The sequence below is a fragment of the Bartonella sp. AP331QHHD genome, assembly GCF_042195905.1.
GTDB lineage: Bacteria > Pseudomonadota > Alphaproteobacteria > Rhizobiales > Rhizobiaceae > Bartonella.
The window spans coordinates 1-13,250 of the sequence record NZ_JBHIPG010000025.1 but is presented as its reverse complement, the minus strand read 5'-3'; the positions used below and the strand labels follow the sequence as shown (position 1 = coordinate 13,250).

16 protein-coding genes are annotated in these 13,250 nt (G+C 40.2%); 14 read left to right on the top strand and 2 right to left on the bottom strand.

Going from position 1 to position 13,250, the window contains the following annotated elements; translation table 11 throughout:
- Nucleotides 1-305: 305 nt before the first annotated feature.
- From ACFIMS_RS02465 to ACFIMS_RS02415, 11 genes are all read left to right on the top strand, one after another.
- The gene (locus ACFIMS_RS02465; RefSeq protein ID WP_375621575.1) at nt 306-827 is read left to right on the top strand and encodes a hypothetical protein; all 522 of its coding nucleotides are present in this window, start codon (nt 306-308) and stop codon (nt 825-827) included.
- Between the two features lie 86 nt (nt 828-913).
- The gene (locus ACFIMS_RS02460; protein WP_375682711.1) at nt 914-1,390 is read left to right on the top strand and encodes a hypothetical protein; all 477 of its coding nucleotides are present in this window, start codon (nt 914-916) and stop codon (nt 1,388-1,390) included.
- Between the two features lie 48 nt (nt 1,391-1,438).
- On the top strand, nt 1,439-1,993 hold the full coding sequence (locus ACFIMS_RS02455) for a hypothetical protein (RefSeq protein ID WP_375630091.1): 555 nt from the start codon (nt 1,439-1,441) through the stop codon (nt 1,991-1,993).
- A gap of 1,785 nt (nt 1,994-3,778) precedes the next feature.
- A complete protein-coding gene (locus tag ACFIMS_RS02450; protein WP_375696363.1) occupies nt 3,779-3,940 on the top strand; it encodes a hypothetical protein in 162 nt (53 codons plus the stop codon).
- A gap of 56 nt (nt 3,941-3,996) precedes the next feature.
- The gene (locus tag ACFIMS_RS02445) at nt 3,997-4,149 is read left to right on the top strand and encodes a hypothetical protein (RefSeq protein WP_375696362.1); all 153 of its coding nucleotides are present in this window, start codon (nt 3,997-3,999) and stop codon (nt 4,147-4,149) included.
- A 278-nt stretch (nt 4,150-4,427) separates the two neighbouring features.
- A complete protein-coding gene (locus ACFIMS_RS02440) occupies nt 4,428-4,784 on the top strand; it encodes a hypothetical protein (RefSeq protein ID WP_375651383.1) in 357 nt (118 codons plus the stop codon).
- A gap of 229 nt (nt 4,785-5,013) precedes the next feature.
- Entirely contained in the window at nt 5,014-5,379 is a 366-nt protein-coding gene (locus tag ACFIMS_RS02435) for a hypothetical protein (RefSeq protein WP_375627744.1), read from the top strand.
- 13 nt (nt 5,380-5,392) lie between these two features.
- Entirely contained in the window at nt 5,393-6,544 is a 1,152-nt protein-coding gene (locus ACFIMS_RS02430; protein ID WP_375696361.1) for a DUF6990 domain-containing protein, read from the top strand.
- An 88-nt stretch (nt 6,545-6,632) separates the two neighbouring features.
- Nucleotides 6,633-7,007 (top strand): hypothetical protein, encoded by a 375-nt coding sequence (locus tag ACFIMS_RS02425; RefSeq protein WP_375696360.1) that lies wholly within the window; start codon nt 6,633-6,635, stop codon nt 7,005-7,007.
- Between the two features lie 10 nt (nt 7,008-7,017).
- Nucleotides 7,018-7,593, top strand: coding sequence for a hypothetical protein (locus tag ACFIMS_RS02420; protein ID WP_375696359.1), 576 nt, complete (start codon nt 7,018-7,020; stop codon nt 7,591-7,593).
- Between the two features lie 1,011 nt (nt 7,594-8,604).
- Nucleotides 8,605-8,772 (top strand): hypothetical protein, encoded by a 168-nt coding sequence (locus ACFIMS_RS02415; RefSeq protein ID WP_375696358.1) that lies wholly within the window; start codon nt 8,605-8,607, stop codon nt 8,770-8,772.
- Nucleotides 8,773-9,386: 614 nt separating this feature from the next.
- Here the strand turns inward: ACFIMS_RS02415 and ACFIMS_RS02410 are convergent.
- Nucleotides 9,387-9,902: a short-chain dehydrogenase gene (locus ACFIMS_RS02410; protein WP_375613629.1), complete on the bottom strand. Its 516-nt coding sequence runs from the start codon at nt 9,900-9,902 to the stop codon at nt 9,387-9,389.
- Nucleotides 9,903-9,920: 18 nt separating this feature from the next.
- Entirely contained in the window at nt 9,921-10,484 is a 564-nt protein-coding gene (locus ACFIMS_RS02405; RefSeq protein ID WP_375611626.1) for an NADPH-dependent FMN reductase, read from the bottom strand.
- A gap of 1,239 nt (nt 10,485-11,723) precedes the next feature.
- On the opposite strand from ACFIMS_RS02405, the gene ACFIMS_RS02400 reads away from it, so the two are divergent.
- From ACFIMS_RS02400 to ACFIMS_RS02390, 3 genes are all read left to right on the top strand, one after another.
- Nucleotides 11,724-12,257 carry a hypothetical protein gene (locus ACFIMS_RS02400; protein ID WP_375696357.1) on the top strand — a complete coding sequence of 178 codons (534 nt, stop codon included), beginning with the start codon at nt 11,724-11,726 and terminating at the stop codon, nt 12,255-12,257.
- Nucleotides 12,258-12,345: 88 nt separating this feature from the next.
- On the top strand, nt 12,346-12,504 hold the full coding sequence (locus ACFIMS_RS02395; RefSeq protein ID WP_375696356.1) for a hypothetical protein: 159 nt from the start codon (nt 12,346-12,348) through the stop codon (nt 12,502-12,504).
- A gap of 427 nt (nt 12,505-12,931) precedes the next feature.
- Nucleotides 12,932-13,186, top strand: a complete 255-nt coding sequence (locus ACFIMS_RS02390; RefSeq protein WP_375696355.1) for a hypothetical protein — start codon at nt 12,932-12,934, stop codon at nt 13,184-13,186.
- The last annotated feature ends 64 nt before the right edge of the window (nt 13,187-13,250 follow it).

Here is a 13,250-nt window from a genome sequence, read left to right as displayed (position 1 = left end):
GTTATAAATCAGCGTATTGTTTGTAAACTTTACACATCAGATATTTCTTAGATTGAATATTTTTGCTTGTTGAGTTTTGTGAAACATTGTCTTTTGAAGTGTGGGTAATAGATAAGAGGATACAATGGCATTTGTGCTTGTAAGGTTTAGGGATTGTATGTTGTCACGTATGAGGAATTTAAAAATAGACTTAAAGGGGCTTATAGCGTGTGTTTCATGGTGAAAAGAGTGCTAGATAAACCGGTTTTGCTGGTTGCATGTTCTCAAAGAGTGAGTGGGCATGTTAGAAGTGAGAAAATATCCGTATGATCGAAGATAAATCACAACACCAATCTGCCCATAAGGGAAATACGGCTTTTGCGTCACAGCCCGTGTTGAATCAGTGTGCGGTTTTCAAAAAATGGACGGCTCTCTCAAGAAAAGATTACGTCATCATTTTGTGTTTGGCTATCCTCTTGTTGGTGCTTTTTGCCGCGACTGTCTATATGAATCCTTTGGAGTTTTTTCACGTTATATCCAAAGAACAGTTTCAAGCACTGGGACAAATGGAACAAGGAGATCTTCGAAAAATGATTAAAGAGATCTTGAAACAGCCTTTTGAAAATAATCCTGCAATCGTGTTTTTGCGTGATGCGGGATGGAATAGTGTTTGGGCTTTTTTATGTCTTTTGCCGCAAATGATTTTTGGTGTTCTTGTGGTGTTCTTTCCACTCTTTTTTGTCTTTAACGCTATCTCTAAACGGGAGGTGAAGGAAATGATGAAGCTGTGGGATACATTGCCAGAGCAGCAACAGCTAGACAACCAATTTCTCAACAGAACACAATAGGAAAATAAGTGGCTGCTTCTTTTATAAGTACTTTTGTAATTTTGACTACAGTATGGTGGAGTACTGTCATGTTTCTCGGGGAGATCATGATACTTTTTTCTACTCTGATGACAATCTTGGTACTTTATTATTCTTTGATAAAACGGACAATATTGTTGTGTGGGATGCGGCGGAAATTAAAAAAGGGTGCATTACAGAATTTGGGGCATAATCAGAAAGTCAGCATAGGACAAAATACAGTTTTTGCAACAGAGCTCAGCTCCCTTTCTTTTAAAGAATCTTTGGAACTTTCAAGAAAAGATTATTGTATCATCTTTTTTCTAGCTTTCATTGTGATTGTGGTTTTCGCAGTTTTGCTCGCTTTTTTTGCTTTTTTTCCAAAATCTGTGATTTTTTTACACAATTATATGCCTCTATTGTTTAAGGTTGGCGTTTTTGGCATGCAGCTGCTGTTTTGGTTTTGTGCGTGTATTGTTGTCGCTTTACCTGTCATTTTAATCTTCCATAGTCTCCTTCATTATGGCGTGAAAAAAACAATAAAGAAATTAGAAATGGTTGCTTGAGAAGAGAATAAAAATGATGATTTCACATCAATGCGATAGGGGAAACACGTGACTATTGTTATAAAATTTTTGGCTTTTTTAGGGTTCACCATCATTGCCATTGTAATGTTTATGGTTATGATCCGGCTTCCTTACCGGTTGATCAAACATATCAGGTTATCTTTTAAACTCTCTCAAGACTTGAAAAAGAGTACAACGCAAAAAAAGCAAGCCATACAACAATTGTGCAATGATCTGGGAGAAATGAAAAGACACAATCTCGCCCATAAGACCCTTGATGCGACAATGCGCTTTCTTAACTTCAAAGAATTTCTGCCTCTTTCTTCAAAAGAATGTAAAATAATCTTTTTTATCTTTATCCTCTTTACTGTTTTGCAATCTGCTTTCTTTGTCGCAAATTTGGTATGGTGGAAGAGCGATATGGTCGGCGTTATCATGCAGCTGTTGAGCATTCTATGGTTTGGGCTTCTTCTCTTTTTTCCGATCATTGGGATCATGTGTATAAAATTAACGAGAAAATTGAACAAAAAACTTCAACAATTGAAAGAAGCAATACAACAACGCGATCAGGCAATTCGTATGAAGAATGGGCGTGGAGGATAAAATGACGAGTAGTCTTATAACATTAATGGCCTTTTCTTTCCTGTTCTTTATGGTCTTAAATGTTTTATTGTGGGTGCCAATCGTTGTCATTTATTACCTGTTTATCAAGCGTGCGCGGTTGTATTGCCGCGTGAAAAAGGAACTGAAATGCGTGCTGAATGAACGCGATATCGCCTTAAAACAGAACTCCCCAAAATAAAAAAGCAGCAGAATGTTTGATAAAAAGCAGCTTTCTCTTGTTTGGCAAGACTATAAAAAAATATTCTATCTTTCTACGGTCATGGCGACTGCTCCAATAGTTATAACTGTTGTCGTTAAGATATGGAGAGGGCAGGACTTTGTTTCTCTTGTCGTATTCGAGCCACTGGCATGGCTGCTTGCCTGTACTTTTTTATTCTTACCGATTGTTTTTATTATGCGTTTTATCGTGACCNTATCGCCTTAAAACAGAACTCCCCAAAATAAAAAAGCAGCAGAATGTTTGATAAAAAGCAGCTTTCTCTTGTTTGGCAAGACTATAAAAAAATATTCTATCTTTCTACGGTCATGGCGACTGCTCCAATAGTTATAACTGTTGTCGTTAAGATATGGAGAGGGCAGGACTTTGTTTCTCTTGTCGTATTCGAGCCACTAGCATGGATGCTTGCCTGTACTTTTTTATTCTTACCGATTGTTTTTATTATGCGCTTTATCGTGACANATCTTTCTACGGTCATGGCGACTGCTCCAATAGTTATAACTGTTGTCGTTAAGATATGGAGAGGGCAGGACTTTGTTTCTCTTGTCGTATTCGAGCCACTGGCATGGCTGCTTGCCTGTACTTTTTTATTCTTACCGATTGTTTTTATTATGCGTTTTATCGTGACCCGTCAGTTGAACAAAATGATACGGCAATTAGAAGAAGAGGTTGAGCAGAAAGGAGCTCCCGTCATATTATACGATGTGAGTGAGGGGAAAGTGAGCGAGGGGAAAATGAGCGAGGGGAAAAAGTGAAGAGAGGCTTTCGTTGAGCCTTGCTTTTGACTTGTTCATTAAGGAGCATGGGGTGCACTTCTCGTTTTATGCTTTTTTATATTTGTGTCGTGTTTTGAGAAAAATTGAGGCTCTTGCTTGAGTAAGATCCTTGCTTGAGTGGTACTTTTGCTTGAGTGGTACTTTTGTTTGAGTGGGATTTTTGTGAGCTTTTAAGGGGAAAGTGAAGAGGGGCTGCTCTTGGACTTTACTTGCTGTTGGTGTTTTCTTAAAGAGTGAAAATCTTGTAACTTATTTTCTTTTATCAAGCATAAAAATGTGTTTTACCAAGCGATATTGAGAGCGAAAAATCTATACTTAAAGCAAAAGATATTCTGGTGTTTGGGGAAAAAAAGCCCATTTTCTTGCAGGTGGAGAGGCAAGACGCATAGAGAAGGTGAGCCAAAAGCACACGTTTTGCTCCATAGAAAGTGTAACAGTGCTTTTAAAGAGCTTGGGGTGGAGGGGGAAAATTGAAAGAAAAGAGGGACATCTATTTATTTACGAGACTGTTATTTATTTACGAGACCGTGAAGGACAGTTTCTCTCTCTCTGGATGAAAAAGGTTTTGTGCAATTTGGTTATGGAATTGTGAGAGGCGCTGGTATCCATGCGGCGGCTTGCCAAATGATTAATCCTTATCATTTTAGGGCTTTGCCAGATTGACAACGAGGCATTGAGGCAAAGGGGTGGATTTTAAGGCAAAGGGATTGGAAATTTTTGAGGAAGAGGTAAGCGTAAGGCATTTATGCTGTGTACTTGAGGAAGTTTTTGATGAGGGCAATGAATGAGGTTGATCTGGGACTGAGGTTGATCTTGGCCGCGTGTTTGGGCTTTCAATATGGGGGCACCACCTTGGGGAAAGGAAATTGTTCTATCTCTCAAGTGGCTTCTTCTTTACTTGCACACCCTTGTGGTTTTGACATTGCTTGGTGATGTTAACATTTGGCAGCTTTCTCATAAAAGCTTTATGGAAGGTGAAAGTTTGGGCTTTGAAAAAAATATCGAAAAAATCAATTTGGGCCGGTTTTGTTGATGATTTAAATCGTCATAAAGACAAAGCAACCTCGTTACGATTTTCTTGCACTCGTTTGCTTCTTCTTTGGAAAGCAGCTTATCTTCCTGAAAATAAAAAGAGCACTTAGAATTTTAGAGTCAGAGACCCAAATTTGTGCAATAGAAGAAGATATTTTTATGAAAATTTGATCGAGGAGAAAAGAGAAGCCTTAAGATAATAGGGGGTACACTGTGAGTGATGAAAACATGATGTTTGAAGGAGATGAAAAAAAGGCACCCCTGATATTGTCTTTATAAAAAATGAGGGATACAAACGCTTGATATTGATGAACCCTCATTCATTGTGAGGACGAAAGCTTCGGTTCATGAAAATGGCTTAAAAATTGAGACAAATGAGGGGTAAAAAATGAGGGGCAATGGAAAAAATGCACCATTGGATGAAGAGTTACGGTCTTTTTCGCTGGAAGAAGCGTTTTTGACAAGCAAAAATTATAAAGTCATCTTTTGCATTGCTTTCATTGTGTCAGCTTTTATAATGGCATTCTTTATGTTTTTTAAGTGGGATTTGACAGGGTGGTGGAATTATATCCTGTTCATTTTAACATTAATATTGGTTTTTATATCAGCGCTTCTTTTTGTACTCATTCCTGTTGCCTTTGTGGTCGGTATCATCTTTACGCGTTTGTTGAAAAAAAAGATCGATAAGTTGGATCAAGAAATCTGGCAGCGAAGAAAAACGGCTTACCAACAAAACAGCGTGTGAAGGGAGGGCAGAAAATGAATACTGGTCTTTATATATTCTCATGCGTTGTAGGAGAGACCTTCTCTTCGTGCGATGTTTGAAGGTGATGAAAAAAAGGCACCCCTGATATTGTCTTTATAAAAGATGAAGAATACAAACGCTTGATATTGATGAGCTCTCATTCATTGTGAGGACGAAAGCTTCGGTTCATGAAAATGGCTTAGAAATTGAAACAAATGAGGGATAAAAAATGAGGGGCAATGGAAAAAATTCACCATTGGATAAAGAACCACGGACTTTTGCGCTTGAAGAAGCGTTTCTGACACGCAAAAATTATAAAGTCATCTTTTGTATTGCTTTCATTGTGGCTGCTTTAAGAATGGCTCTTCGCTTCGTACCCATGTTGCTTGGGTGGAAGTTGGCGGAGTGGGAAGGGGATGTCGTGGCAGCTCTCTCGTTAATTATGGAGCTTATATCATGGTTTATTTTTTTGTTCATCCCTGTTGCCTTTGTGGTTCGTATCATTTTCACGGTTCTGTTGAAAGAAAAGATCGATATGTTGGAGCAAGCAATCTGGAAGCGGAGAAAAACCGCTTCTCAACAAAACAGCGCATGAAGGGGCGGAGAAAATGATAGATATTAAAATGATGGATATTATTGTTGTACTCTCGTGGGGTGTGGGCTTGACGCTTTTCACGCTGCTTTCTGCCGTGGTCATGATGTTTATTTGGGCATTGTATTACTCTACTTTCAAGCGGGTGAGACTGTATTGCCAAGTGACAAAAGAATTAAGCCGCGTGCTTGAACAACCTGTCGCTTTTGAGCCGTCTAGTGGAGCAATGCCGATGATTAAGCTGTTATCTGAGGAAAAAGAGTTTTCTCTTTCTGATGAAGAAATCTTAACGATGGAAAGTGCAACGGCGCTTTTAAAGAGTTTGGGGTGGAAGGTGGAAATTGAAGGAAAAGGAGATCATTTGGCCACCTATTATTTACCAGATCGTGAAGTGCAGTTTCTTTATAATGCTGAGAAGGGGTATCCGCGATTTGATTGTGCAATTGCGGTGGTTTCTGGTATCCATGCGGCGGCTTGCCAAACAATAGACCCTTATAATTCTGGAGGTTTGATTGCTCTTGAATTGAGTTTTGATGTGAAGGGGTTGGAAATTTTTGAAGAAAAGGTAAGCGTTGGATGTTTACGTCGTGTACTCGAGAAAGCTTTAGATGAGGCAATGACTGAGGTTGATCTTGGCAAGATGCTTCACTCTCAATATAGAATCCTGCCTTGGGAAAACAAAACTGTGGTCCCTCGGTTGGCTTCTTATTCCTTGCGTTATCTTGCTGCTCTGGCTTTGATGGGCGATGTTGAAACTTTACACTCTTATCACAAAAGCTTTATGGAAGGTGAGAAGCTGGGCTTTGAAACAAGCATCGAAGAGGAGCATCTGGAACGCGCAATGGTGATTGCTCAAGCGGTAGAAAAGACAAAGCAACCCAGTTACGATTTGCTTCAACAGGCGGCAAAGAATTTTTCCATGGAGGTGGAAAGCTATGAATGTTTTAGAGCTACAGATCCCAATTTGTGCAATAGAAGAAGAGATTCTTATGAAAATTTGATCGAGGAAAAAAGAGAAGAATTAAGGCAACAGGGATATTTTGTTTACGAAAAGGACGCGATTTGTGAGGTTGATGGAAAAAACTATCGTCCTCATATTCTTTACATAAAGGATGGGGAGTTAGAATATATGGATGTAGAAATTAGGGTTGAGGAAAAAATTTATTGAGAAAAATAAAGAGTTTAGATAAATTAAAAAGAGCTTAAACCTGAAAATAATGCGTAAAAAGCGCGAAGCGTAAAAGCAGAGGGGAACAATGCAGGAGAAAAAAGCAACATTTGAAGTGTCTTTCTTTTCATTTAGAAAATTTATGGTGTCTTCAGTGGAAAGGTGTAAAGGGGTGGGACGGTGTAAAATAATAGGGCGCCGCTTTTTTATCATGTTTTGTACATGCCTTATCATGATGGCTTTAGAAGTTCCTGCGGGTGCAAAATCTCTAGTACAGTCGTTACAATGGACAAGATGGGAAGGAATTGGTTCTCTTATTTTTCTCTTACCAGTGTTGATATGGTTTTGTCTTCTCACACCCCTTCCTATTTTGTGGGGGATTGGTCGTTTTAAAGAGCGCAAATTGGAAAAAATAAAGAAAAAACTAAAAGAAAAAATAAAGCAGCAAGAGATTAATCAATGAGGTTATACGCATGAGGAGTGAGGCCGCGGTTTTTATTTTTTTTCTGCCGATTGGATGTTTTTTTCTAAATGCAGTTACAGTTTTTGCCATTTTTGTGAATATGATTATTGTGGCGCCTTATTATTCTTTAATCAAGCGTTTGAGGCTCTATTACAGAGTGAAAAAACAAAGACGTTTGATGAAAGAACACCCACAGCGTTTTTGTTTCTTTGAAAAAAGCGGAAAAGAAAAAGAGAGAGTGCCGCAAAACTTAGCACTAGAAACACAGATAAGTTCCTATTCGTTAAAAAAATGGCTCGCTTTTTCACGCAAAGATTATATCCTCCACGCATGCCTCTCTTTCATCATTATGTTTTTCAAAGCTTATGTCTATGTGATTTGCTCTAAAGGGATAGCTGCTAAGGTAGATGAGAGCAGATTTGAATATTTTGTCATTCTCTTGTTTTTCTGGTTTTTTTTATCGGTATGTATTTTTGCAACGATCCCTGTTGTTGTGATCCTTCGTGAAATTTTAACCCATCGATTGAAAAAGAAGATTCAGCAGTTGGAAGAAGTGACTGAAGCAACCCAATCAATCAATTTATAAAGGGAAGGGGATAAAATGCATTACGAAATAGCGGCATTTTGGACGGTGATTTTGATCATTCTGCTGGGGGGTGTTTTTGATTTTTTCTTAACAATACCCATTGTGGCACTGTATATTTCTTTTATCAAGCGTTTGATCTCGTATTACAAGGTTACCAAACAATTAAACGCAGCGCTGAAAAAGCGCATGTAGTGCTCGTGTCATGGGGGAGGCGTAAGTTTTAGATCATGCCATTGCTTCACGGCTTGGGGAGAGGGCATCGATTGTTTTTCTCATTTTACGCTGATCTCTGGGGGAAAAGGGCTGTTGGCAATGAATAGGCTGATGATAGGTTTGTAATAGGCTTGTATAGGCTTTAATGGGGCGGTTTATCGGAAGTTTTGTTGTTTTCTGTGAATTTGCAAAATCGTAAAAACGTGAAACTGTAAAAAGGCGTGTGGTTGCTCAAGAGCCGTGATGGTTGTGGGGAGGATATGGGGAGAAAAGGTGCCAATGGAGGCGTAATGGTTGGATTGTGCAATGCGTCAAAATTGGAATGGGGTAATGGGGAATTGGGGTAATGGAGGGCGTTGGGGGAAAAGGGTTGATGGCAATGAATAGGCTTGTATAGGCTTGTAATAGGCTGATGATAGGCTTTAATGGGGCGGTTTATCGGCAGTTTGCTTGTTTTCTGTAAATTTGCAAAATTGTAAAAACGTGAAACTGTAATAGGGCGTGTGGTTGCTCAAGGGCTGTGACGGTTGTGGGGAGGATATGGGGTAAAGAGGGTGCCAATGGAGGCGTAAAGGTTGGATTGTGCAATGCGTCAAAATTGGAATGGGGGAATGGGGGATTGGGGGAATGGAGGGCGTTGGGGGAAAAGGGCTGTTGGCAATGAATAGGCTGATGATAGGTTTGTAATAGGCTGGTGATAGGCTTGTATAGGCTTTAATGGGGCGGTTTATCGGAAGTTTGTTGTTTTCTGTGAATTTGCAAAATCGTAAAAACGTGGAACTGTAAAAAGGTGTGTGGTTGCTCAAGAGCCGTGATGGTTGTGGGGAGGATATGGGGAGAAGAGGGCGCCAATGGAGGATGGTTGGATTGTGCAATGCGTCAAAATTGGAATGGGGGAATGGGGGAATGGAGGGCGTTGGGGGAAAAGGGTTGATGGCAATGAATAGGCTGGTGATAGGTTTGTAATAGGCTGGTGATAGGCTTTAATGGGGCGGTTTATCGGAAGTTTTGTTGTTTTCTGTGAATTTGCAAAATCGTAAAAACGTGTAACTGTAATAGGGGGTGTGGTTGGTCAAGAGCCGTGATGGTTGTGGGGAGGATATAGGGAGAAAAGGTGTTAATGGAGGCGTAAAGGTTGGATTGTGCAATGCGTCAAAATTGGAATGGGGGATTGGGGGAATGGGGTAATGGAGGGCGTTGGGGGAAAAGGGCTGATGGCAATGAATAGGCTGATGATAGGTTTGTAATAGGCTTGTATAGGCTTTAATGGGGCGGTTTATCGGAAGTTTGCTTGTTTTCTGTGAATTTGCAAAATCGTAAAAACGTGGAACTGTAAAAGGGGGTGTGGTTGGTCAAGAGCTGTGACGGTTGTGAGAAGGGGATAAGCCCGCATGAGAAGGGTTAGAAAAACGTTTGGTTTTGGAGCTGTTGATATAGGCATGCTGTTTAGAGGCGTAAGGGAGGGGGATTGTTCGTTCTCAAAGCCTATGATGTAAGAGAGTATGAGTTATTTAAGAGGGTGTTCGGGTATGGATAGAGATTGAAGGGGCACTGCTTCTTTGCAAAGCCATAGGTGTTGCTCATAAGTTTTGTTTATTCATATGGTTTTTTATGGCATCCAGTACCTGTTGGCTTATCTCCTTATGGGTCAGCCATCGTAAACCTTTGGGCGTTGTTTTTTGTCCTAATTGAATGGGGATAAAATCAACCTTGTTTTTGCGCGCGCACTCGAGGATCATTTGATCATGCGTGTTGGAACCAAAAATATGAAGAATACATGGCGGTTTAGGCAAAAGAGCCAACTGCTCAATTAATGCGCAAGAAAATGCATAGGCGGGCGAATGAATCCATAATATGCAATATTTTAGATCATGCCATTGCTTCACAGCTTCTAAAAATTGTGCCTTTGATGCCGCACAATCATAATCCAACGACACGCACAACTGTTTGTTGTGCAATGCCTCAAGCTGGACTTTATGGGAAAGAAAGCGTGCAGCAATAATCACTTCTTGCGGCTCTAGTGATTGATACAAAGGGGCTAGCATCCCAGTGCCCCCTACCACTAAATAACGATAGTGCGCATCCTTTTTTTTCATGCCCCCTCCCTTATTGCTTTAAATCCCACCTCTTTGCTTTAAAAATGTGTACATTTCATCAGCAAGTCTTTCACAACGGGTTTGTACCTCTTCACTTATAACTTTCCAAGTACGACCTTCATCATCTGAGGAAAAATCTTCGTTGGAAGAGGCGATTTGACATTGGAGTGTGTAACCATAAAGCGTGTGCACCACCGGCACTAAATGTTCACACGGTTGTGCGCATTTTTTGGCCGTACTCCCATGAGAGATAAGTCCAACAGGTTTATTTAAAAAGGCATTATAGCTCAAATTATCAAGAGCATTTTTTAAAACACCCGAATAAGATCCTTGATAAACAGGGCTTGCTAGAATAACGCCATCAGCCGCGGCAATGGTTTTGACAAACTCACGGACCGCAGCACTTGGATTAGCCTCTACCTGCTGATGATAATCGGGATCTGTCATCGGCAAGGGCTGTTCACGCAAATCAACCCAATGAAGTGATGCACCCCGCTTTATGAGGCAATCCGCTAAATAACTGGCTAAAGTTCTTGTTAAGGAAGGTTGACGCACAGACCCCAAAATAATTGCTATATTCAACAGGATTCTCCTTTATCTTTTCCCCACAAGCCTATAACGCAAGGCTTATAAAGAAGTGTGAGTAAAATGATGCGTATCATTATGCTGTTTATAAAGAGCAATTGTGATGATATCGCATCATCATAGAATCAGTTCATGCTAACAAGATTGTTAACAAAACAACACCTCAAACTTGCAAGGGAATGTTAGTGCTTTCATTAATATTAAAATGCTTGATCTCAAGAATCGCGGCTGTCTCGTATCTTAGAAGCGCTTTTATGAATATATTCTGAGCTATTGGCTTGCAAGAACTCTAATGAAAAATGGAAGATATCATCGTATTTTGAATGATCATTGAGCCTTTTTAATTGGAATAAGAAAGTTGTAAGATTTTCTCATTTCAAATGCTCTTATTGCGCGATCAATTTGCGCATCAATGGAAGTTCCTTTTTTCATGTCTTAAGTGGGCGGAAAACAATAGAGAAAAGAATAAAAATGCTTCTGTCTTTTCAAGGGATAAAGGCTATCGTAGAAGCTAGATAGGGCTGTTTGTAGGGGGCAGCGGTATGGCTGTTGTAGAAGGGGTGGTGGGTATGGCTGTTGTAGGGGGGGTGCGGGTAAAGGCTGTTGTAGAGGCAGCGGTATGGCTGTTGTAGGGGCAGCGGTATGGCTGTTGTAGGGGCAAGAGCGGTATGGCTGTTTGTAGGGGCGGCGGGTAAAGGCTGTTGTAGAGGCAGCGGTATGGCTGTTGTAGGGGCAGAGCGGTATGGCTGTTTGTAGGGTGCGGGCGGGTATGGCTGTTGTAGGGGAGCGGGTATGGTTGTTGTCGGGAGCCTTAGGGTAATGGTGGGGGTGTCCGTGTTGAGGAACGGAGTTATGGCGTGGCTTGTCGCAAGGGGAGGGTAAGGCTATTGTAGAGGCTGCAGGGGGCGTATATGAATGGTGCTGGATTACATTTTTTATTGAAACAATAGGGGTGATAGAGTTTATAGTAAGGGGGATATATTCATGGGAGCGCTATTGTTATCCCTTTCATGGGGGATGTTCATGAAATGGGGGTGATGCGCGTTGGTTTGCAAGTGTTGAGAGATTTCTTTAAAACAAGCACGTGAATTGGCAAAAATATTGGCAACATGAATATGCAATACGAGTATTTTCTGGGGTGTTCTGTTTGACGATAATGGATGCAATTGTGCTTTGAGAGATTATGCGTGTCGTTATAAAGTTAGGGACAAACAGTTGCATAAAAGGGAAGAGCAAATGAAGGGGGAAAATTCCACATTTTATAACAAACGGTGCTCTCTTTTTTTTGGAAAATCATTTCGTTCTTATAAAGATCATATGATTATTTGTCTTATTTCTATCCTTGTTGGGATAGGTTATAAAGCTCTTTTGATTCCATTAGAAGCCAAGTGGCCGTTGAGTGTATCACAGGATAGCACTCTTTTGGCGCTCTTTGTGCTGCGTGAAGTCATCATGGTTGTTGTTGTTGCCTCGATGCCTGTTTTATTGGTGCTTTATCTCATCTTAACGTATTTGTTGAAAAAAAAGATTCAGCAGTTGGATGAGGCTATCCAGCAACGGGGGCACACAACCGATCAACAAAATAATCCGGTAAAAAACAATAGAGAAAAAATAAGCAGTTTTTTTATTGTATACTTTTGGTTGTTATTTCTGCTAGACGTCTTTTTTCCTGCGGGTGTTGTCATGCTCATTTTAGAATTTTATTATTTTGTTTTCAAGCGCGTGAGAACCTATTGTAGAGTGAAACGGGAATTAAAACGCGTAAGATAAAGAGAGTGACAAGGCGCTTTTGTAGCTATCGTGAGGGGGAAGAGGCAATGTTTAGAAGCTCTCGTGACACAAGAAGAGGGGAGGATGAATGGTTAGAAAATTATCAGGCAAAGAAGAGAGTCTATTTTCTTTTGTAATGATGAGGCTGCTCTTAATCATTTGGAAGAGCAACCGCGCTTTTAGAAAATCAGGGCTGTTTGTTAAAAATAAGGAAAGTGCCATGCATCGCACTTTTCTTGGTTCTTAAAAGAGCGGGCATGAGATAAAAAAATGCGTTTTTCATAAAAAAAGGAAGAGCAATGAAGGGGAAAAAGTCAGAATTTTATAATGGGCTGCGCCATTTTTTCGAAAAAAGTATTTTTTCTATGCGAGAGCGTGTTGTCATTTGTTTTCTCTCACTCATTATTGAGCTATGGAACAGGATTTTCTTTCTTGAGCTGTGGAACAGGATTCTCTCTCTCTCATCCTTGGATAGCAAAGAGTACAACATTTTCTCTCTTGAGTTATGGAACAGGATTTTCTTTCTCCTATCCTTGGGTAGCAATGGGGAACGGACAGGGTGGTGGGATACACCTCTTTTTCTCTCTCTGTATGCGTTTTGGAAAGTTATTATAGTGTGTGTTTTGGTCTTATTCCCAGTTATGTTGATACTCTACATCACATTGTGGTTTTTGTTGAGAAAAAATACTCAAAAATTGAAAGAAATAAACCAGCAACGGGGTAAAATAACCGATCAAAAGGATCGATATAAAAAAGGCGATAGAGAAAAAAGGGGTGATATTCTTGTCATGATATTTGTTTACGTGCTTATGTGTGTGACATTGGTGGTTGCTTGTATTCCCATGATGATTTTAGAACTTTATTATGGTGTCTTTAAGCAGGTGAGAACGTATCGTAAAGTGAGACGGGAATTAAAACGCGTAAGATAAAGAGAGTGACAAGGCGCTTTTGTAGCTATCGTGAGGGGTAAGAGGCAATGTTTAGAAGCTCTCG

Bases quoted from the DNA above. Each gene is read 5' to 3' on its own strand.
- ACFIMS_RS02465 (WP_375621575.1), top strand. From the start codon at position 306: ATGATCGAAGATAAATCACAACACCAATCTGCCCATAAGGGAAATACG.
- ACFIMS_RS02460 (WP_375682711.1), top strand. From the start codon at position 914: ATGATACTTTTTTCTACTCTGATGACAATCTTGGTACTTTATTATTCT.
- ACFIMS_RS02450 (WP_375696363.1), top strand. From the start codon at position 3,779: ATGAGGGCAATGAATGAGGTTGATCTGGGACTGAGGTTGATCTTGGCC.
- ACFIMS_RS02440 (WP_375651383.1), top strand. From the start codon at position 4,428: ATGAGGGGCAATGGAAAAAATGCACCATTGGATGAAGAGTTACGGTCT.
- ACFIMS_RS02435 (WP_375627744.1), top strand. From the start codon at position 5,014: ATGAGGGGCAATGGAAAAAATTCACCATTGGATAAAGAACCACGGACT.
- ACFIMS_RS02430 (WP_375696361.1), top strand. From the start codon at position 5,393: ATGATAGATATTAAAATGATGGATATTATTGTTGTACTCTCGTGGGGT.
- ACFIMS_RS02425 (WP_375696360.1), top strand. From the start codon at position 6,633: ATGCAGGAGAAAAAAGCAACATTTGAAGTGTCTTTCTTTTCATTTAGA.
- ACFIMS_RS02420 (WP_375696359.1), top strand. From the start codon at position 7,018: ATGAGGAGTGAGGCCGCGGTTTTTATTTTTTTTCTGCCGATTGGATGT.
- ACFIMS_RS02410 (WP_375613629.1), bottom strand. From the start codon at position 9,902: ATGAAAAAAAAGGATGCGCACTATCGTTATTTAGTGGTAGGGGGCACT.
- ACFIMS_RS02400 (WP_375696357.1), top strand. From the start codon at position 11,724: ATGAAGGGGGAAAATTCCACATTTTATAACAAACGGTGCTCTCTTTTT.
- ACFIMS_RS02395 (WP_375696356.1), top strand. From the start codon at position 12,346: ATGGTTAGAAAATTATCAGGCAAAGAAGAGAGTCTATTTTCTTTTGTA.